The sequence below is a fragment of the Sphingomicrobium aestuariivivum genome (assembly GCF_024721585.1).
Taxonomy (GTDB): Bacteria; Pseudomonadota; Alphaproteobacteria; order Sphingomonadales; family Sphingomonadaceae; genus Sphingomicrobium; species Sphingomicrobium aestuariivivum.
Map to the genome: position 1 here is coordinate 2173568 of NZ_CP102629.1, position 19487 is coordinate 2193054.

At 65.6% G+C, this 19487-nt stretch carries 22 protein-coding genes and 1 tRNA gene; 9 read left to right on the top strand and 14 right to left on the bottom strand.

Translation table 11 applies throughout. The features are described from left to right. Window positions 1-75 precede the first annotated feature (75 nt). The gene (locus NUW81_RS11170) at window positions 76-525 is read right to left on the bottom strand and encodes a hypothetical protein (protein WP_245113306.1); all 450 of its coding nucleotides are present in this window, start codon (window positions 523-525) and stop codon (window positions 76-78) included. Window positions 526-682: 157 nt separating this feature from the next. Between NUW81_RS11170 and NUW81_RS11175 the strand changes: the two genes are divergently transcribed. Further along, window positions 683-1516, top strand: a complete 834-nt coding sequence (locus NUW81_RS11175) for a SapC family protein (protein ID WP_245113308.1) — start codon at window positions 683-685, stop codon at window positions 1514-1516. Between the two features lie 60 nt (window positions 1517-1576). On the opposite strand, the gene NUW81_RS11180 is transcribed toward NUW81_RS11175, so the two are convergent. Continuing rightward, window positions 1577-2422: an N-formylglutamate amidohydrolase gene (locus NUW81_RS11180; RefSeq protein WP_245113311.1), complete on the bottom strand. Its 846-nt coding sequence runs from the start codon at window positions 2420-2422 to the stop codon at window positions 1577-1579. Window positions 2423-2512: 90 nt separating this feature from the next. Between NUW81_RS11180 and cpdR the strand changes: the two genes are divergently transcribed. From cpdR to NUW81_RS11210, 6 genes are all read left to right on the top strand, one after another. After that, entirely contained in the window at window positions 2513-2890 is a 378-nt protein-coding gene (cpdR, locus tag NUW81_RS11185; RefSeq protein WP_245113313.1) for a cell cycle two-component system response regulator CpdR, read from the top strand. 101 nt (window positions 2891-2991) lie between these two features. Then, window positions 2992-3066 (top strand) — tRNA-Val (locus NUW81_RS11190). A gap of 142 nt (window positions 3067-3208) precedes the next feature. Further along, entirely contained in the window at window positions 3209-4144 is a 936-nt protein-coding gene (locus tag NUW81_RS11195) for an MBL fold metallo-hydrolase (RefSeq protein WP_280638890.1), read from the top strand. An 11-nt stretch (window positions 4145-4155) separates the two neighbouring features. Then, window positions 4156-4602, top strand: a complete 447-nt coding sequence (locus tag NUW81_RS11200; RefSeq protein ID WP_245113315.1) for a YeeE/YedE family protein — start codon at window positions 4156-4158, stop codon at window positions 4600-4602. Continuing rightward, window positions 4602-5018, top strand: coding sequence for a DUF6691 family protein (locus NUW81_RS11205; RefSeq protein ID WP_245113318.1), 417 nt, complete (start codon window positions 4602-4604; stop codon window positions 5016-5018). Before NUW81_RS11200 ends, NUW81_RS11205 begins: the two co-directional genes overlap by 1 nt. Window positions 5019-5024: 6 nt before the next feature. After that, the gene (locus tag NUW81_RS11210; protein ID WP_245113320.1) at window positions 5025-5801 is read left to right on the top strand and encodes a sulfite exporter TauE/SafE family protein; all 777 of its coding nucleotides are present in this window, start codon (window positions 5025-5027) and stop codon (window positions 5799-5801) included. Here NUW81_RS11210 and NUW81_RS11215 read toward each other — a convergent pair whose 3' ends face one another. From NUW81_RS11215 to NUW81_RS11265, 11 genes are all read right to left on the bottom strand, one after another. Next, the gene (locus tag NUW81_RS11215) at window positions 5802-6182 is read right to left on the bottom strand and encodes a response regulator (RefSeq protein WP_245113323.1); all 381 of its coding nucleotides are present in this window, start codon (window positions 6180-6182) and stop codon (window positions 5802-5804) included. Between the two features lie 88 nt (window positions 6183-6270). Next, window positions 6271-6597 (bottom strand): TraR/DksA family transcriptional regulator, encoded by a 327-nt coding sequence (locus NUW81_RS11220; protein ID WP_245113325.1) that lies wholly within the window; start codon window positions 6595-6597, stop codon window positions 6271-6273. Window positions 6598-6601: 4 nt separating this feature from the next. Beyond that, window positions 6602-7429 carry a class I SAM-dependent methyltransferase gene (locus NUW81_RS11225; RefSeq protein ID WP_245113328.1) on the bottom strand — a complete coding sequence of 276 codons (828 nt, stop codon included), beginning with the start codon at window positions 7427-7429 and terminating at the stop codon, window positions 6602-6604. Between the two features lie 133 nt (window positions 7430-7562). After that, entirely contained in the window at window positions 7563-9059 is a 1497-nt protein-coding gene (locus NUW81_RS11230) for a TadA family conjugal transfer-associated ATPase (protein ID WP_245113329.1), read from the bottom strand. A 76-nt stretch (window positions 9060-9135) separates the two neighbouring features. After that, entirely contained in the window at window positions 9136-10653 is a 1518-nt protein-coding gene (locus NUW81_RS11235; RefSeq protein ID WP_245113330.1) for a glycosyltransferase family 39 protein, read from the bottom strand. Window positions 10654-10796: 143 nt separating this feature from the next. Further along, a complete protein-coding gene (locus NUW81_RS11240; RefSeq protein ID WP_245113798.1) occupies window positions 10797-11054 on the bottom strand; it encodes an ATP synthase F1 subunit epsilon in 258 nt (85 codons plus the stop codon). Then, window positions 11054-11248, bottom strand: coding sequence for a glutathione S-transferase (locus NUW81_RS11245; RefSeq protein ID WP_245113331.1), 195 nt, complete (start codon window positions 11246-11248; stop codon window positions 11054-11056). The genes NUW81_RS11240 and NUW81_RS11245 overlap by 1 nt, the downstream gene beginning before the upstream one ends. A gap of 5 nt (window positions 11249-11253) precedes the next feature. Then, window positions 11254-12714: a F0F1 ATP synthase subunit beta gene (gene atpD, locus NUW81_RS11250; protein ID WP_245113332.1), complete on the bottom strand. Its 1461-nt coding sequence runs from the start codon at window positions 12712-12714 to the stop codon at window positions 11254-11256. Window positions 12715-12733: 19 nt separating this feature from the next. Continuing rightward, window positions 12734-13615: a F0F1 ATP synthase subunit gamma gene (locus NUW81_RS11255; RefSeq protein ID WP_245113333.1), complete on the bottom strand. Its 882-nt coding sequence runs from the start codon at window positions 13613-13615 to the stop codon at window positions 12734-12736. A gap of 59 nt (window positions 13616-13674) precedes the next feature. Further along, a complete protein-coding gene (atpA, locus tag NUW81_RS11260; RefSeq protein ID WP_245113334.1) occupies window positions 13675-15204 on the bottom strand; it encodes a F0F1 ATP synthase subunit alpha in 1530 nt (509 codons plus the stop codon). Between the two features lie 20 nt (window positions 15205-15224). Beyond that, window positions 15225-15770 (bottom strand): F0F1 ATP synthase subunit delta, encoded by a 546-nt coding sequence (locus NUW81_RS11265; RefSeq protein ID WP_260508504.1) that lies wholly within the window; start codon window positions 15768-15770, stop codon window positions 15225-15227. Between the two features lie 142 nt (window positions 15771-15912). Between NUW81_RS11265 and NUW81_RS12060 the strand changes: the two genes are divergently transcribed. Further along, window positions 15913-16521 carry a methylated-DNA--[protein]-cysteine S-methyltransferase gene (locus NUW81_RS12060; protein ID WP_376741949.1) on the top strand — a complete coding sequence of 203 codons (609 nt, stop codon included), beginning with the start codon at window positions 15913-15915 and terminating at the stop codon, window positions 16519-16521. Window positions 16522-16569: 48 nt separating this feature from the next. Further along, a complete protein-coding gene (locus NUW81_RS11275) occupies window positions 16570-17802 on the top strand; it encodes a sulfotransferase family protein (RefSeq protein WP_245113339.1) in 1233 nt (410 codons plus the stop codon). A 45-nt stretch (window positions 17803-17847) separates the two neighbouring features. On the opposite strand, the gene NUW81_RS11280 is transcribed toward NUW81_RS11275, so the two are convergent. Next, entirely contained in the window at window positions 17848-19425 is a 1578-nt protein-coding gene (locus tag NUW81_RS11280; RefSeq protein WP_245113342.1) for a tetratricopeptide repeat protein, read from the bottom strand. Window positions 19426-19487 lie beyond the last annotated feature (62 nt).

The following is a 19487-nucleotide window of genomic DNA, read 5'->3' on the forward strand; positions in this document are numbered from 1 at the left end:
GGCGAAAACCCGCCCGCGCGCCTTGCCCGTTTATATGGCCAAGGTCAAGATTCGCGCCGCCACCGGCGCCTTCAATCAGCGCGCCGCGCCGTCCGCCAGCGGGCGAAGGCGCTGGAAGCTGTCGATACGGCACGAACCGCCCATCCGCGTGCGGATGACATCGCGGCGTGCGCACAGCCGGTCGTCGTCGGGCTGGACGTAGAAACCGCCATAGAAATCGAGGCTCGGACAGCGGTTGTCCATCGCCACGCGAATACGGCTGTTGTCGTCGAGCAGGAAGTCGATGCTGCGCGGGCCGGCGAGCCGGGCCCCCGCGATCTTCTCGCTGGCGAAGCAGCGCGGGCCGCGTTCGAGCGCGAACTGGCTCTGCTCGGAGCGCTTGGGGCGGATCGGCACGCGGATGACGAGCTGGTTGCGGATGATCACGCGGCGCACCTCCGGCGCGGCTTCGGGCGCCGAGCGCATCACGCGCGTCGGCTGCTCGGCTCCCGCCAGAAGGAAGGCGCTTAGCGCGGTCAGGATCATCTGCTCGTTCCCATCAGGTCCAGCCGATTGCCATCCGGCGATTGAACCGTAAATGAATTTTTGCTCGGGCCTGTGGCTTCCGTGCGCTTGCGCGGGGTTATGAAAATTCCTAGATGGCTCACCGAGTTCAATCCCGAGACGGACCCGGGGGGCAGTGATGCCGAGGGCCGTCGACAATTATCTCCAGGAGACAATGGAAATGGCGACTGAAGCGCCCAAGGGTGTTCTGCCGGTCATGTACAATGACCTCGAACCCATCACGAAGGAAAAGCACGGCAAGCTGACGATCAAGAATTTCGCCAAGCTGCCCTTCGCCTCGAAGATGCACGCGGTGCCGGTCACCGTCGAGGAAATCCCGCTTCTCCAGCGCTACTTCCCCGTCGTCTTCACCACCGGCGAGAACATGCTCCCGATCGCCCTCATGGGCCTCAACGAGGGCGCCAACGCCTTCATCGACGACGAGGGCAACCTCATCGACGAGCGCATCTACCTGCCGGCCTACCTGCGCCGCTACCCCTTCATGCTTGCCCGCCTCAAGCAGGATTCGGAAGAGCTGTCGCTGTGCGTCGACCCGACCGCCGACGTCATCGGTGATCACAAGGACGGCGACCCGCTGTTCGACGGCGACGCGCCCTCGCAGCGCACCCAGGACATCCTCAAGTTCTGCGAACAGTTCGAAACCTCGGCGCAGCGCACCGCCGCCTTCGTTGAAGAACTGAAGAAGCTCGACATCCTGATGGACGGCGAAGTCGCCATCCAGCCCGACGGCATGGAAAAGCCCTATCTCTATCGCGGTTTCCGCATGGTCGACGAAGCCAAGTTCCGCGAACTGTCGGGCGACAAGCTGCGCAAGATGAACCAGAGCGGCATGCTCTCGGTCGTCATCGCGCACCTCTTCTCGCTCGGCCAGATCCGCGACGTGTTCGCCCGTCAGGTCCGCGCCGGCAAGGGCCCGGTCACGGTCGAGGAACTCGAAGGCAAGAAGGCGTAGCGACGCCCTTCCAGCCTCGAAGAAAGAAGGCCTCGCTCCCTGACGGAGCGGGGCCTTTTTTCATTCCGCCGCGCGCGCCCGCCCTTCGAGCACCGCAGCTTCCAGCGACGCTGCTACCGCCGATACCAGCCGCGTGATGCGCGCCATCCCGCTGCCCGGTACGCGCAGCGCGCGGTCGAGATAGAGCGAGCGGTCGATCTCCAGCTGGAGCGCGTGCACGTCCATCCCCGGCTGCCCGTGCCGCCGCACGATCTCGCCGCCCGCATAAGGGTGGTTCAATCCCGCCTCGAGCCCGGCCGCCTCGATCACCCGTGTCGCGGCCGCCGCCACGAACGGCGCCGCGCTCGCGCCGTCGCGGTCACCGAGCACGATCCGCGGCAGCCCGCGCCGGCGTGGCGGCATCGAATGGCAATCGAGCAGGACCGCCGCGCCGAAGCGCGCGCGGGCCTCTTCGATCATCGCCGACAATGCCTCGTGATAGGCGCGCCAACCCACGGCGACGCGCCGCTCGAACGCTTCTGTTGCCAGTGGCGTCTTCCACAAGGGCTTGCCCGCCGCATTCCTAGCAATGACGATGCCGAGCCCGCGCGCCGCCTTGCTCATCGGCGGCGGGGCAGGGGCCTCGGGGTGCAGCGCGGGCACCTTCTCCGCCGGATCGCGATTGGGATCGAGCGCGGCGCGCGGCGCCTGCGCCACGACTGCGCCATGCCCCGCCTCGACAAGCGGCGCCACCAGCCGGTCGACATAGGGATCGGCGAGCGCGAGAATCGCTCGTGTGCCGCCTGCCGCCTGCCGCGCCAGCCAGGGCGGACAGTCGCGTCCCGAATGCGGCACCGACAGGACCAGCGGGCTGGCCCTGGCGGGCGTGAAAATGCGCGGGGCGGGAAGATCGGGCTCGGGAAGCATCTTGTCGTTTCCCGTACCACTTTGCGACAGTGGCGTCGCGATTGTCCTTAACGGCTGGAAAATTTCGCCCGACAGGCGCATAGGGACATCATGTCGAGGATCCTGCTAGCCGAAGACGATACGTCGATGCGCGAATATCTCGCCCGCGCCCTCGAGCGCGTCGGCTATGATGTCGTCGCGGTCGACTGCGGGACCAAGGCGCTGCCGCTGCTCGAAGCCGAGAAGTTCGACCTCCTCCTCACCGACATCGTGATGCCCGAGATGGACGGAATCGAGCTGGCGCAGAAGGCGAGCAGCCTCGATGCCGACATCCGCGTGATGTTCATCACCGGCTTTGCCGCCGTCGCGTTGCAGGCGGGGCGCACCGCGCCCGAGGCCAAGCTCCTGTCCAAGCCCTTCCACCTCAAGGACCTCGTCGCCGAGGTCGATCGCATGTTCCAGACCGAGGACCAGCACGGCAGGTTGTAAACCCGCCGCAGCTTTTCCGAGCTTTTTCGGCTCATCTTGAAAAAGCTGCAAAAAAGGGGTTGGCAAGGCGGCGATCCTCTCCTAGATGCCGCTTCCGTCATGGGCGTGTAGCTCAGTGGTAGAGCACTATGTTGACATCGTAGGGGTCGCAAGTTCAATCCTTGCCACGCCCACCATGACCTCCCTTCCAAAGGGAAATCCAAAAGGCGGTTCCGACCTCGGTCGGGCCGCCTTTTTGCTTGTCCGCCAGCCTTGACGTCCGGCTCTATGTAACTATGTATCATGGAGAAATTCGAACAACGACCGCGTTTGGGGATTATGGAAACCATCACTGACAAGGCGCTCGGCGAGGCGCGCTCGATCATCGAGGCGGCCCGCGACGATGAAGAAAAGCGCCCGACCATCGCCGGCTTCTTCGACGAGGCCACCAATACCGTCAGCTACGTCGTCCACGATGCCGCGACGGGCAAGGCCGCGATCATCGACAGCGTGCTCGACTATGACGCCGCCTCGGGCCGCACCGCGACCCGCTCGGCCGGCCTCGTCGCGGATTATGTCGAGAAAAAGGGGCTCGAGGTCGAATGGGTCATGGAGACCCATGCTCATGCCGACCATATCTCGGCCGCGCCGTGGTTGCAGGGCAAGCTCGGCGGCAAGCTCGCCATCGGCAAGGACATCATCCGCGTGCAGGACGTGTTCGGCAAGATCTTCAACGCCGGCACCGACTTCGAGCGTGACGGCTCGCAGTTCGACCATCTCTTCGTCGATGGCGAGCGCTTCCGTATCGGCAATCTCGAGGCCATCGCGCTCCACGTGCCCGGCCACACGCCCGCCGACATGGCCTATGTCATCGGCGACACGGCCTTTGTCGGCGACACCATCTTCATGCCCGACTTCGGCACCGCGCGGACCGACTTTCCGGGTGGCAGCGCCAACGAGCTCTATCGCTCGATCCGTCGCCTCCTCGACCTGCCGCGCGAGACGCGCATCTTCCTGTGTCACGATTACAAGGCGCCGGGGCGCGACGATTACGCCTGGGAAACCACCGTCGGCCAGCAGCGCGACGAGAATGTCCATGTCCGCGACGGCGTGACCGAGGAAGAGTTCGTCGAGATGCGCACCACGCGCGACAAGAACCTCGCCATGCCCGAGCTCATCATGCCCTCGGTGCAGGTCAACATCCGCGGCGGGCGCCTGCCCGACCCCGAGGACAATGGCGTCTCCTACATCAAGATTCCCATCAACACCCTCTGAGAAAGTCTCTCATGACCATCCCTGGCTTTGAACATGCCCAGCCCCTCGAGGGGTTGGTGGGCGGCCTCATGATCGGCCTTGCCGCCGCCATCATGCTGCTCGGCATCGGCCGCATCGCCGGTGTCAGCGGGCTGACCGCGCGCGCCGCCGGCATCGCCGACAGCGGCCCGCCGCGCAGCCTTGCCATCACCTTCATCATCGCCCTCGTGCTGGGCGCGGTGATCGTCCAGTTCGTGACCGGCACCATCGAGGCGCGCTTCCCGCCCGAGATGTGGATGCTGATCGCCGCTGGCCTGTTCGTCGGCTTCGGCACGCGCATGGGCTCGGGCTGCACCTCGGGCCATGGCGTGTGCGGCATGAGCCGCCTGTCGCAGCGCTCGATCAGCGCCACGCTGACCTTCATGGGCGCGGGCATCGCCACCGTCGCCCTCATGAACGCGCTCGGAAAGGGCTGGTAATGCGCCAACATCTCCTCACCCTTCTCGCCGGCAGCCTGTTCGGCGGCGGCCTTGCCATCTCGGGCATGATGGACCCCGCGCGCGTGCGCGGCTTCCTTGACCTGTTCGGCAACTGGGATCCCACGCTCGCCTTCGTCATGGGCGGCGCGCTCGCCGTCATGGCGGTCGCCTGGTTCCTCCAGAAGGGCATGACCCATCCTTTCGCCGACGCCGAATGGCACCTGCCTGGCACCAAGAAGCTCGACGGCAAGCTGCTCGGCGGCAGCGCGCTGTTCGGCATCGGCTGGGGCCTCGGCGGCCTGTGCCCGGGCCCCGCGATCGCCTCGCTCGGGGTGAACTTCGGGCAGGTCGCGGGTTTCGTCATCGCGATGCTCGTCGGCATGGTCGGCCACCGCTTCATCCTCGAACGCGACTAGGCCCCGATGGATCTCGTCTACCTCTTCACCGGCGCCTTCTCGGGCGCGCTCGTCGGCTTCAGCCTCGGCCTCATCGGCGGCGGGGGTTCGATCCTCGCCGTGCCGCTGATGGTCTATCTCGTCGGCGTTTCCGAACCGCACGTCGCCATCGGCACGAGCGCGCTGGCGGTTGCAGCAAACGCTGCATTGGGGCTCGGCGGCCACGCCCGCGCGGGCACGGTGAAGTGGAAGATCGGGCTCCTCTATGCAGGCGCCGGCATCATCGGCGCCTTCTTCGGCTCGACCGCGGGCAAGGCGTTCGATGGCCAGAAGCTCCTGTTCCTCTTCGCGCTCGTGATGATCCTCGTCGGCATCCTGATGCTCAAGGGCCGCAAGGCGGTCGGCGACAGCGAGGCGCGTCTCCACCGCGGCAATGCCCCAAAGGTCGGCGCCTACGGCCTCGGCAGCGGCGTCTTCTCGGGCTTCTTCGGCATCGGCGGCGGCTTCCTCATCGTGCCGGGCCTCGTCGCCTCGACGCGCATGGCAATGATCAACGCGGTCGGCACGAGCCTCGTCGCGGTCACCGCCTTCGGGCTGACCACTGCGCTCAACTATGCGCGCAGCGGCCTCGTCGACTGGGGCCTTGCGGGCATCTTCGTCGCCGGCGGCTTCCTCGGCAGCCTCGCCGGCACGCGCACGGCCCGCCACCTGTCGAGCAAGGGACAGCTCACGACCGTCTTTGCCGGCCTCATCTTCGTGGTCGCCGCCTACATGCTCTACAAGTCGGGCAGTGCGGCCTTCTGATCAGCCCGCTTTCTCGCGGACCAGCTTCTCGACCTTCTTTAGCAGCGCTTCCTCGTCGAAGGGCTTCTGGAGGCGCGGGCGTTCCATCCACTCCTCGGGCATGGTCCAGTCGGCATAGCCCGAGGTCAGGACGAAGGGTATGTCGCGCTTTTCGAGGATCTCGAGCACCTGGAAGCATTTCTCGCCGCGGATGTTGAGATCCACGATTGCGGCGTCGATCTGCTCGCGGCTCGACAGGTCGAGCGCGGCGGCCATGTCATAGGCCGGTCCGACCACGAAGAAGCCGCGATCACGCAGTGCGTCCTCGGTGCTCAGCGACACCACCGGACTGTCCTCAACGAGCAGGATACGCGCCCCGTTGGCGGCCTTGTCGTCACTCATGCAAATTTCACCCCTATCTTCGCGCCTTGCCGATCACGGGCCGACGCCGTTTTGCATTCAATGGGGGAGGGGGCCTCCTAGTTCCTTTTCAGGAGGCGCATTTGATGCAGTGCGGCACGCTGGGATCGTGCGCCAGCCGTGCCGGCGCGATCTCGTCGCCGCAGGCGAGGCAGTAGCCCCATTCGCCGACCTCGATCCGCTCGAGCGCCGCGTCGATGCGCGCGCGCTCGTCCTTGCGCCGCTGTTCGAGCGCCTTGGCCATTTCCTGCACCTGCATGGCGTCCATGCGGGACAGGCGGCCGACGCTTTCCTGGTCGAGCTCGACAGGCGCGCGACCGCCTTCGTCGAGCTTGTCCTCGGCGAGGAGGGCAGCGCGGCGCCCGACGAGCGCCGCGCGTGCTTCCTCTTCCTTCATGGCCCTACAGCGGCTTGCGGAATTTCAGCGTCATGCGATCGCTTTCGCCGATGGCGAGGTAGCGGTCGCGATCCACATCGCCGAGACGCAGCGTCGGCGGCAGCGTCCACACCCCCTCGGGCCAGTCGGCCGTGTCCTTGGGATTGGCATTGATCTCGCTCGCCCCGACATATTCGAAGCCAGCGGCCTGCGCCATCGCGATGACCGTCGAGGTCTTCATGTAACCCGAACCGCCCTCGCGTTCGGCGGGGGCATTCTCGGGCAGGCGATGCTCGACCACGCCGAGCAGGCCGCCCGGCTTCAGCATGTCGAACATCTGCGCGAAGGCATCGGCTCCATAAGGCTCGTCGCCCATCTCCCAATTGTGCACGTTGCGGAAGGTCAGCACCTTGTCGGCCGAGCCCGACGGCACCATCACTTCGCCCGCTTCCCACGGGAAGTCGGCATAGCGGACTGTGCTGCCATAGGCAGGATTGGCCGCGACGAACTCGCGCACGCGGCTCAGGCCCCGCTCGCTCGCCACCGAGTAAAGCGTGCCGCCATCGCCCAGATAGGGCGCGAGGATCTGCGTGTAATAGCCGCCGCCCGGCCAGATCTCGACCACGGTGTCGCTCGGCTGCACTTCGAAGAAGGCCAGCGTCTCTACCGGATGGCGATAGGGATCGCGCGCCACGAAGGCCTCGTCGCGAAAGCCCATGCCGACCGCATCGCGGATGAGGTCCTCGAGCACCGCGGTGCCGATCGCCTGGCCGATATCTTCCGCGCCGTAGTTGGCACAGGCCCCGAGTCCCATGGCGGCAAGCCCCGCCGCACCGGCCATCAAAATCCGCATGATCCGTCTCCCTGTTCTAATCGATACGCATGCCTAACGATTACGCGACGCGCTTCGTTGCGCAACAGTAAAGGCCGCACCTGTCGGGGGACAAGCGCGGCCTGCTGGTCGTCTGTAGGAGCGGAAAAGGTGTCTAGAGGCAGGCCTCGAGATAGGGCTGGTCGAAGCCGAACTGCTTGGCCTTTTCCATCGTATAGGGACGCAGGCCCATCGAGCGATATTCGCCGATGATTTTCCCGTCGGGCGTCTCGTCGTGATATTCGAACTTGAACAGTTCCTGCGTCACGATGACATCGCCTTCCATCCCGATCACCTCGGTGATGTTGGTGGTGCGGCGCGAACCGTCGCGAAGGCGCTTCACCTGCACGATGAGGTCGACCGAATCCGCGATCTGGCGCGAAATCGCGTCCTTCGGGATCTTGATGTCGCCCATCATGACCATGTTCTCCATACGCGCGAGACATTCGCGCGGGCTGTTGGAGTGGAGCGTCGCCATCGAGCCGTCGTGGCCCGTGTTCATCGCGGCCAGGAGGTCGAAACATTCCTGGCCACGGATTTCGCCGAGGATGATGCGGTCGGGACGCATACGCAGGGCGTTGATGACGAGGTCGCGAATGGAGATCGCGCCCTGGCCTTCGAGGTTGGCGGGACGGGTTTCGAGCGGCAGCCAGTGCGGCTGCTGCAGCCGCAGTTCGGCGGCGTCTTCGATGGTGATCACGCGTTCGCCCGGGTCGATCATCTTCGACAGGGCGTTGAGCATGGTCGTCTTACCCGAACCCGTACCGCCCGAGATGACGATGTTCATGCGGCTCGCGCCAGCGATCTTGAGGCAGGTCGCCATTTTCTCCGACATGGAGCCGAAACCGCGCATCATGTCGATGGTAATCGGCTTGTCGGAGAACTTACGAATCGAGATCGCCGTGCCCTTGAGCGACAGCGGCGGGATGATCACGTTCACACGCGAACCATCCTTCAAGCGGGCGTCGGCCAGCGGGGTGGTCTGGTCGACGCGGCGGCCGACCTGGTTCACGATGCGCTGCGCGATCTGGAACAGATGCTCCTCGTCGCGGAACTGGATCTTGGCGAGCGTGAGTTTGCCCTTGCGCTCGATGAAGGTCTGGTCGGGACCGTTGACCATGATGTCCGAGACGGCCGGATCGGCGAGAAGCTCTTCAAGCGGGCCGAGGCCGAGCAGTTCGTCGACCAGCACCTTTTCCAGCGCGAACTGTTCGCGGCGGTTCAGCGTGATCTTCAGCTCGCCCAGCACTTCGGAAATGATCGGGCGGAATTCCTCGGCCAGCTCGTCCTTGCCGAGGGTGGCAGCGGCCTCGGGATCGACGCGCTCGAGCAGGCGGGGAAGGACCTGGTCCTTGATCTTGTTGACGCTGGCCTCGAAGCCTTCGCCGCTATTGTCTTCCTTGTGATCGGAATTCATGCGGTCGTTGAGCTTGTCCATCGCGGACAGGCTCGCGGCACCGCCGCCGGAGGAAGAGGCTTCCTCTACGGGCGGAAACTGATCGCTTTCGGTATCCTCGCTGGGGGCCGGCGCAGGCCCGCCCTTCATCGGGCGTGCGACACCGAAGCTGGGCCGAGCGCCACCGACATTTCCTCGCTTACCGAACGCATTCATCGCGATATCCCCATGGATTCGTGTCTGGTCGGTAATGGTGAATAGGATGCAAACTTTTAGAAAAGCCTAATGGGGATCAGTCGCCTTGCCGCAGCCGCTTGCGGATCATTCGGAAACCGCGGGAAGGGTCATAGTCGTCGCGCGGCCTGTCCTTGGCGTTGGAGACGGTCAGCTCGCTCACCGGTTCGCGATAGCGGTAATGGCAGATGTTGGACGCCAGCTCTCCCGGCAGCCGCTTGACGAGACCCATAGGATAGACCCGCACCACTTCCAGTTTTCCGCCGAGCAGGCGTTCGCTCCACAAGGCGCAGTCGATATCGACTTTCACGATCAGTTCGGGCGCATCGCTCGACAGGGGGAGGAGCCGGTCGGCCCCTTCGACCAGCGCGAGGTGTCGCCGCGTCTCCGCGTCGGTCTCGATCTTGCCGGGGTGGTCGGCGATCGCCTTTGCAATCGCAGGCTCGATTGAGCGGATTTCGCGCTGCACCGCGATCCCGAAGGCGCCTGCAAGGAGCACGGATGCGACCACCGTGGCCGCGGCAAGACGGACACCACCACGCCACAATGCCCGGACCTGTATGGCGAAGATGAGGGACGAGCATAGAAGGGGGACCAGCAGCATGCGCGGCTTGGGGTCGATCGCAAGTGCATAGACCAGGCCGAAGAGGAAATAGAGCCCAACGAGGGTCGTCCACTTGATCACGCTCCGGTCGTGTCCTGTCAGCCGCTTCCAAGCCAATGGAAGGATGAACAGGTTGAGGAGCAGGGTCAGCCCTCCAGCACCATTGAGGAAGAGGTTCAACGGCCCGTCGACGAGCCAATGCACCCTGAACCCCGGGACATGCCTCCAATTGGCAATGAGCTGGCTGTTGAAAAGCGGTGGTCCCTCGGCCACTTCGCCGCGCAGTTCGGTCGAGGGCACTGCCGTATGGCCGAGCGACAAGGCGCGCCGATGGAAGGGGTCCCCCGTCTGCAGTCCGAAAACGAGCATTTCGACGAGCAAGGGCAACAGGAAGGCGGTGACGGCGAGCGCGATGTGGCGCACGGGCGCCTTCAGCGCGAGGGCGCCCAAGGCTAACGGCAATGCGGCAAGGAGCGCGGTTTCGCGGACTTGGAAAGCCAGTCCGAGCAGGAGCCCCGACAGCAGGATGGGCCGTGCGTCATGTCGGTCGCCGTAATGGAGCAAGGCCAGCGTCGATCCCGCCAGCAGGGCAAGTTCGATCGGTTCGACGCTCGGCTGGTACATCTTGATCGTCGCTGCGGGGATCGCGAGCAGCAGCGTGGCGACCATCCATCCTATTGGTGGCCCGGCGAGCCGGTTGCCGATCCGCGTGATCAGGAAACAGAGGGCGAGAAAGGCCAGGAGATAGGGCAGTCCGACCGCGAACCGGCTTTCTCCGAGGAGGCCGGTGGAAAGGGCGAGGGGGGCGATGACAGGCCAGCGCCCCTGCCAGTGGTCACCCGGCAGGCACGGGCCGTTCTCGACCCAGCAGCGCGCGGCATTGAGGTACTGCCAGTCGTCCCACGCACCGCCTATGTAACCGACCGGATTGACGATGAGGATGAAGGCGAGCAGCGCAAAGAAGGCGAGCATCCACGGGCGCTCCTCGCGCGTCACCCATCCCCGGCCAGCTTGGGTCCACGAAAAAGAGCCGTGCATCGCTTGTCTCCCCCATCGGGAAGGCTAGCGGCGCACGGCCCTAATTCAAGTGTGGCGTGATCGCGGCGCGGGAGGAGCTAGCCCTCGACCTTCTCCGCCAGCACGGTCAGGCCCTTGGTCCCGACTTCGGCGAAACCGCCCGAGACGGTGACGCGCTTGGGCTCGCCGCCGGCGCTCTCGTGGATCTCGAGCTGGCCGTTCTTCAGCGTGGTCATGAAGGGCGCATGGCCCTCCATCACGCCGAAATCGCCCTCGACGCCGGGGACGACGACCATGTGCACCTCGCCCGAGCGGACGAGCTTTTCAGGGGTCACCAGTTCGAAGTTCAAGGCCATCATACGATCCCGTCTATCGCCGTATCGAATTGCGACACGGCCTGTGCAAACTTGTCCCGGCAGCCCGGGTTACAGAAGCCGACGACATGGCCCCGATAGAGGGTCAGGCTGTCAGCCTGCACCGGGTCGCCCGACCAAGGGCAGACCCGGTTCACGCAGTCCTCGAGGCGAAGTTCCGGCTGGTCCTTCGCCATGAGGGTTAGGCGTCCTGCGCCATCTTCTCGGCCTTGGCGACGGCTTCGTCGATGCCGCCGACCATGTAGAAGGCGCTTTCCGGCAGGTGGTCATACTCGCCGTTCACCACCGCCTTGAACGACTTGATGGTGTCTTCGAGCTGGACGAACTTGCCCGGGATGCCGGTGAAGACTTCCGCGACGTGGAACGGCTGCGAGAGGAAGCGCTGGATCTTGCGGGCGCGAGCCACGGTCAGCTTATCTTCTTCCGACAGCTCGTCCATGCCGAGAATGGCGATGATGTCCTGCAGCGACTTGTACTTCTGGAGGATTTCCTGGACCGCACGGGCGGTTTCGTAATGCTCCTGGCCCACGACGCGCGGCTCGAGGACGCGGCTCGAGCTGTCGAGCGGGTCGACGGCCGGGTAGATGCCGAGTTCCGAAATCGCACGCGACAGGGTGGTGGTCGCGTCGAGGTGGGCGAACGAGGTGGCGGGCGCCGGGTCGGTAAGGTCATCCGCGGGGACGTAGATGGCCTGGACCGAGGTGATCGAGCCCTTGTTGGTCGAGGTGATGCGTTCCTGCAGCGCGCCCATGTCGGTCGACAGGGTCGGCTGGTAGCCCACCGCCGAAGGAATACGGCCGAGCAGCGCCGACACTTCCGAACCCGCCTGGGTGAAGCGGAAGATGTTGTCGACGAAGAACAGGACGTCCTGGCCTTCTTCATCGCGGAAATATTCGGCCTGGGTGAGGCCCGAGAGCGCCACGCGGGCACGCGCGCCCGGCGGTTCGTTCATCTGGCCGAACACGAGGGCGACCTTCGAGCCTTCGCTCGTCGGGTTGCCGTCGGCGTCCTTGGCGATGACGCCCGCGTCGAGGAACTCGTGATAGAGATCGTTGCCTTCACGGGTGCGTTCACCGACGCCCGCGAAGACCGACACGCCGCCGTGGCCCTTGGCGATGTTGTTGATCAGTTCCTGGATGAGAACCGTCTTGCCCACGCCGGCGCCGCCGAACAGGCCGATCTTGCCGCCCTTGGCGTAGGGGGCGAGAAGGTCGATGACCTTGATGCCCGTGACGAGGATCGAGGCTTCGGTCGACTGGTCGACGAAGGCCGGAGCCTCGGCGTGGATCGGGGCGAACTTGTCCGACCCGATGGGGCCGCGTTCGTCGATCGGCTCGCCGGTGACATTCATGATGCGGCCGAGGGTCTTGGGACCGACGGGCACTTCGATCATCGAGCCGGTCGACGTGACTTCCTGACCGCGGGTCAGGCCCTCGGTGGCGTCCATCGCGATGGTGCGCACGATGTTCTCGCCGAGGTGCTGGGCGACCTCGAGAACGAGGCGCTGGCCATTGTTGGAGGTTTCAAGCGCGCCGAGGATCGGCGGCAGTTCGCCGTCGAACTCGACGTCGACGACGGCGCCGATGACCTGCGCGATGCGCCCGGCCTTGATGTTGGTTGCGGTCTTTGCAGCGGTAGCCATGAAAGTTGTTCCTCGGCTGTTAGAGCGCTTCGGCGCCCGAAATGATTTCGACAAGTTCGGTGGTGATCGCCGCCTGGCGCTGGCGGTTGTACTGGATCGACAGGCGGTTGATCATGTCGCCCGCATTGCGCGTGGCATTGTCCATCGCGGTCATCTGCGAGCCGTAGAAGCCGGCCTGGTTTTCCAGCATCGCGCGATAGATCTGGATCGCGACATTCTTCGGCAGGAGATCGGCGAGGATCGCTTCCTCGTCGGGCTCATATTCGACCGCCGCCGACGCGCCGTCGGTGGCATCGCCCGCTTCCGCCGGCTTGACCGGGATCAGCTGGTCGACCTGCGGCACCTGGCTCAGCGTCGATTCGAACTCGGCATAGGCAAGGTGCGCGACATCGAATCGGCCCGAATTGAACCGGTCGATGATGTCGTCGGCGATCGCCTGCGCGGTGTCGTAGCTCGGGTTCTTTTCCTGCGTCGTGTCATGCTCGCCGATGATGGCATCGGGAAACACGCGCTTGAGGAGCGGCTTCGACTTGCGACCGACGAGGTAGAAGTAGACGGTCTTGCCTTCCTTCTGCAGCGCTTCGGCCTTGAGGCGCGCGGCCTTGGTGATGTTGGTGTTGAACGCGCCCGCCAGGCCACGGTCGCCCGAGGCGACGATGATCAGGTGGGTTTCGTCCTTGCCCGTGCCGGCGATCAGCTTGGGGCTCTGCGGCCCCACGGTGATCCGGCTGGCCAGCGACGAGACCACGTCCGAGAGACGGGTCGCATAGGGACGACCCGCTTCGGCATTGGCCTGGGCGCGGCGCAGCTTGGCCGCCGCGACCATCTTCATCGCCTTGGTGATCTTCTGGGTCGACTTGACCGAGTTGATCCGGCCCTTGAGTGCCTTGAGTGATGCCACTGGTGCTTCTCTCTCTGCCCGTCATCCCCCCGCCGGGAGGATGACGCTGATTTGATCTCTTAGGCGAACTGCTTGGAGAAGTCGGTGAGCGCGCTGCTCAGCTTCTCGGCGGTATCGTCTTCGAGCTTCTTGGTTTCGCGGATGGTGACGAGGACGTCATTGTGCTCGGCACGCATGTAGCTGAGCATCGCCGCTTCGTAGCGGGTCACGTCTTCGACCTTCACGTCATCGATGAAGCCCTTGGTGCCCGCGAAGATCGAGGCGACCTGTTCCTCGACCGGCATCGGCGAGAACTGCGGCTGCTTGAGGAGCTCGGTGAGACGAGCGCCGCGAGCAAGCAGCTTCTGGGTCGAGGCGTCGAGGTCCGAACCGAACTGCGCGAAGGCAGCCATTTCGCGATACTGCGCGAGCTCGAGCTTGATCGAGCCGGCGACCTTCTTCATCGCCTTGGTCTGCGCGGCGCCACCGACGCGGCTGACCGAGAGGCCGACGTTAATCGCGGGACGGATGCCCTGGTAGAAGAGGTCGGTCTCGAGGAAGATCTGGCCGTCGGTGATCGAGATCACGTTGGTCGGGATGTAGGCCGACACGTCGCCCGCCTGCGTTTCGATGATCGGCAGCGCGGTCAGCGAGCCGGCGCCATTGTCTTCGTTCATCTTCGCCGCGCGCTCGAGGAGGCGCGAGTGGAGATAGAAAACGTCGCCCGGATAGGCTTCGCGGCCCGGCGGGCGGCGCAGCAGGAGCGACATCTGGCGGTAGGCGACGGCCTGCTTCGAAAGGTCATCGTAGCAGATGACGGCGTGCATGCCGTTGTCGCGGAAATATTCGCCCATCGCGCAGCCGGTGTAGGGCGCGAGGAACTGCAGCGGGGCCGGCTCCGAGGCGGTCGCGGCGACGACGATCGAATATTCCATCGCGCCATTTTCCTCGAGCGCGCGGACGATCTGCGCGACGGTCGAGCGCTTCTGGCCGACGGCGACATAGACGCAGTAGAGCTTGGCGCTCTCGTCGTCGCCCGCATTGGCACCCTTCTGGTTGATGAAGGTGTCGAGCGCGACGGCCGACTTGCCGGTCTGGCGGTCGCCGATGATCAGTTCGCGCTGGCCGCGGCCGACGGGAACGAGCGCGTCGACGGCCTTGAGACCGGTCTGCACCGGCTCGTGGACCGACTTCCTCGGGATGATGCCCGGAGCCTTGACTTCGACGCGGCTGCGCTCGTCGGTGACGATCGGGCCCTTGCCGTCGATCGGGTTGCCGAGCGCGTCGACGACGCGGCCGAGCAGGCCCTTGCCGACGGGCACGTCGACGATGGTGCCGGTGCGCTTGACGGTCGAGCCTTCGCGGACGCCGGCGTCCGAACCGAAGATGACGACGCCGACATTGTCATGTTCGAGGTTGAGGGCCATGCCCTGCACACCGCCTTCGAACTCGACCATTTCACCGGCCTGGACCTTGTCGAGGCCGTGGACGCGGGCGATGCCGTCGCCGACCGACAGGACGCTGCCGGTTTCGGTGACTTGCGCTTCGGCGTCGAAATTCTCGATTTCGTCGCGGATCACACGGGAAATTTCAGCGGCACGGATATCCATGTTCAGCCTTTCATCGAGCCTTATTGGGCGGTGCCCGCCATCTTGGCGGCGAGCGAATTCAGTTTGGTTTCAACGGAAGCGTCGATCAGCTCGGAGCCGAGCTGGATGCGAACGCCGCCGAGCAGCGAGGGATCGACCTTGGTATCGAGCGACACGGTGCGACCGGCGCGCTGCGACAGCTTGGTCTCGAGCGTCTTGGCCTGCGCGTCGGTCAGCGCACGGGCGCTGGTGACGGTGGCGCGGGCCTCGCCCTTGTGCGCGGCGACCAGCGCGTCGAACACGCGGATGGCGGCGCCGAGCTGCGTCAGGCGGCCGGCCTTGGCGAGCACCCCGAGGAAGTTCTTCGACAGCGCGTCGAGCTTCAGCTCGTCGGCGATCTTGCCCATCGTGCGGGTCGCGTCCTCACGCGACACGGCGGGCGATTCGATCATCGCATTCAGGTCGGGCGCCTGGTCGAGCGCCGCGCGAACACGCGAAAGGCTCGCCTCGACCGTGTCGATTTCCGACCGGTCTCGTGCGAGTTCGAACAGTGCAGTCGCATAGCGTCCTGCCAAGCTGGCCTTCATGCCGCTGCCAATATCCACCTGGGGTAAGCTCCGGGTTAGCGATCCTGATGTCATGCGTAAAAGGAGGCAGGCGGGCGATTCCCCGAAGAGAAAAATCCGCTGCCCCCGCATGGGTTGGCGCGCCCCTAGCAAGGGGTGGACGATGATGCAAGGCACCGCCCGCCGCTTTCGCGACGAGGCGCGCAAAAGCGTCTCCCGCCAGCCTGCCGCCGCCGCTATCCTCGGCGTCATGCCCGCGCCCGAATCGATCCGCCTCGTTACCGGCGCCTGCCGGCTCGGCCGCTTCGTCGCCGGCATGGCGGGCGACCGCCTCGTCGGCCTGTCGCTCGGCGACGGCAAGCACCGCAGCGACCGCTGGCTCGCGCAGGCCGCCGGTGCCGCGCAAGAGGGGGGAAGCGAGGCCGCCACCATCGCCGCCGCACTCGATCGCCCCGGCAGTACCAGCCCTTTCGAGCTCGCCCCCGAAGGCTCCCCCTTCCAGCAGGCAGTCTGGGCCGAACTCTGTCGCATCCCGACGGGCGAGACGCGCAGCTATGCCGATATCGCGGCGGCACTGGGCAAGCCCGGCGCCGAGCGTGCCGTCGGCACCGCTAACGGGGCCAATCCCATCGCCGTCTTCATTCCTTGCCACCGCGTCATCCGCGCCGATGGCGGGCTCGGCGGCTATGCCTATGGGCTCGCCATCAAGGAGGCGCTGCTTGCCGCCGAAGGGGCGCTCGTCCCGCCCACGCAACAGACCCTCGCCTTTTGACCGTGTTTTTGGTTCGTTTTTGACGATAAGGCGCGTTACAGCTTGGTCATGGCCACGCTAGCGCCCGATCAAACGCGCCTCGATGCGCCGTCCGCCCGGGACGACAGCCTCGCCGCCGCGCGCTTCATCGACCGCATGCTGTTGAATGTCTGGCGCAGCGGCATGAGCCCGCGCCCGAGCCTGTCCCCCGGGGCGCTCGTCGATCATGCGGTGAAGGCAGAGGGCAGGGCACCCGCGCCGGGCGACTGGGAAGAACGGCTCGCCATCCTCACTCGCAGCCTCGCGGAAGAAGCGCAGCTGTCGCCGCTCGGGCGCGCCATCGCCTTCGGCCAGATCGTCCGCAAGATCCGCTGCCGCATCCGCGCCGAGGAGCAATGGGAGCGCGATCCCTCCATTCTCGACCGGCCGGTCGAACGCCCGCTCGTCATCGTCGGCCAGATGCGTTCGGGCACGACACGGCTCCATCGCTTGCTCGCGCAGGACCCCGGCTTCATCCACACGCGGGCTTACGAGACGATGATCCCCGTGCCGACCGGCGGGCGATTGGAAACGCGCCCGCTGACCGTCACCGCCAACCTCCTGTTCCTGCGCGCGCTCAACCCGCTGCTTGCCGCGGTCCACCCGACCGGCCCCTTCCAGGCCGAAGAGGAATTCGGCTTCCACGCGATGAGCATCTTCGGCGCCCAGTTCGAGGGACAGTGGCAGGTCCCGGCCTTTGCCCGCCATTGCGAGACCTGCGACCGCGACGCCGTCTACGCCGAATTTCGCAAGACGCTACAGACCATCGCCACCGTGCGCGGCGAACCTGCGGACAAGCCGTGGGTGTTGAAAGCGCCGCAATTCACGCAGGACATGGACGCGCTCCACGAGGCTCTTCCCGACGCGCGCTACCTTTTCCTCCGCCGCGACCTCGCGCAGGTCGTCGGCTCCTCGGCGAGCCTCGCCTTCCAGCAGGCGCGCGTCCAGTCGCGCCATGTCGATCCGCATGCGGTGGGCGCCGAGTGGCTGCGCAAGACCAGGCTGCGGCACGACCGCGTCGACGACTTCCGCGCGCGCCATCCCGATATCGAGGCGCTCGATGTCTGTTTCGACGAAGTGGGGCGCGACTGGCGCGGCCAGATGCGGCGCATCTACGCCTTCCTCGGCCGCGATCTCGACACGAGGGTCGTCAATGCGATGGAAAGCTTCCTCGGCAAGAGCAAGGCGCATCACAAGCACCGCTACCGGCTCGAGGATTTCGGACTGACCGAAGAGCGCGTCCGCGCCGCTTTCGGGCAATAAGGGGCAGGGCGGGGCGCACCGTCGCGGCGCGCCCCTTGATACGTCCTAGCCGCCGCGACGCTCGCGTTCGGCCTTGGCTTCGGCTTCGGCGCGCGTCAGCGGGCGCAGTTCCTCGATGACGGGGGCGAGCTCGCCCTCGTCGATCTGCGCCAGCAGCTCGTGATATTTCTCGGTCCGCTTGCCGCCATGCGGGTCCGAGGCGAGCGGCAGCAACACCGTGCGCGCCGCATCGGGACGGTTCTCGGTGAGCAGGACATGCGCCAGCGTGCGCCGCACGATCGGCGAGAAGGGCGCGAACTCATAGGCCTGCTCGAGCGCGATCAGCGCGGTCTCGGTCATCGGCTCGTCCGAGAAATAGTAGCTGAGGTAATAGCCCAGCATGACCTCGGCGTTGCGCGGGTCGATCTGGCTCGCGCGGCCGTAATAGCGGCGCGCCTCGGCCCAGTGCGATGCATCCTCCTCGGCCCGCTTGGCCGCGATCCGCGCGAGGAAGACATTGGCGCGAAGATGGTCGGGATCCTGCTCGAGGATTTGCTTGGCGACCGCTTCGGCGCGGTCGAGATTGTCGCCGTCAAACTCGGCTTCCACGAGCGCGTTCATGACCGGCACGCTGCCCGGATACTGGCCAAGGATCTCGCGCATCCGCCCCGCGGCGAAGTCGGCGCGGCGCTCGTCCCAGCCGGCCTGCGATTCGATGAACAACTCCATGACCGCTTCTTCGTCGGGTCCCAGCGGCGTCACCGTGGCGGTGGCGGGCTCGTAATTCTCGAAGGTGACCTCGGTCAGCGGCGCGCGGCTGCCGCTGAAACGGTCGATCTCGCGCTTCAGCTGGTCGAGATCGCCGAACGCGGCCTTGGCCGCCTCGATCGATTCCTCGCCCGCATTGAGGCGGCGCAGATAGTCGGCGAGCTGTCCCTGCCGCTCGGGCGTGAAGGACAGGTAGGTCGTCAGGAGCCAGCCATAGCCATAGCTCTGGATATAATCGGCATAGCGCATCTTCTCGGGCGGATCGAACATACGGCTGATGTCATAGCTGGTCTGGAGAAGGCCGCCGCGCGCGGGCGGGCGCCCGACGACGAAGCCGTCTTCCTTGAGATCGATCGTGCCGAACAGTTCGGCAAAGCCTTCGCGATACCAGGCCGGATAGGCCGCCGCGCCGTGATGGAACATGAAGTAGTGCGTATATTCATGGAACATCACTTCCTCGACGGTGGCGCGCTTGCGCTCGAGCCGTGCGCCGCGGCCGCGCAGGTCGCGGCCATATTCGGTCGGGGTAAAGGCGACCGACTGGCCCTCGCGGGCGCTGAAGAAGCCGCCCACGCCGCGCCGGCCGGCCAGCCTGCCCATGTCCTCGATGTCGCCGACCTGGAAGATGACGAGCTTGCGTTCGGCGGCGAGCGGCGCCTCCTTGCCAAGATTGCGCATGAAGCGCAGCGCATCGTCGAGCCGCTCGAGATTTTCGGCCAGCTCGCGGGCATCCTCGCCCTCGCCGCTCGAATAGACGATGAACTTGTCGGTCTCGGCCTTCCACCAGTCCTGTGCCATCGCCGGCGTGGCCGCCACGGCCGCCATCATCATGCCCGTGGCCGCGAGCACGGCCTTGTCCGTCAGTTTGGAAAACACGCGAAAAATCCCCCACTGGATTCAAGAAACGCTTCAGGCTGAAAATGTTAATGCCAAAGCCC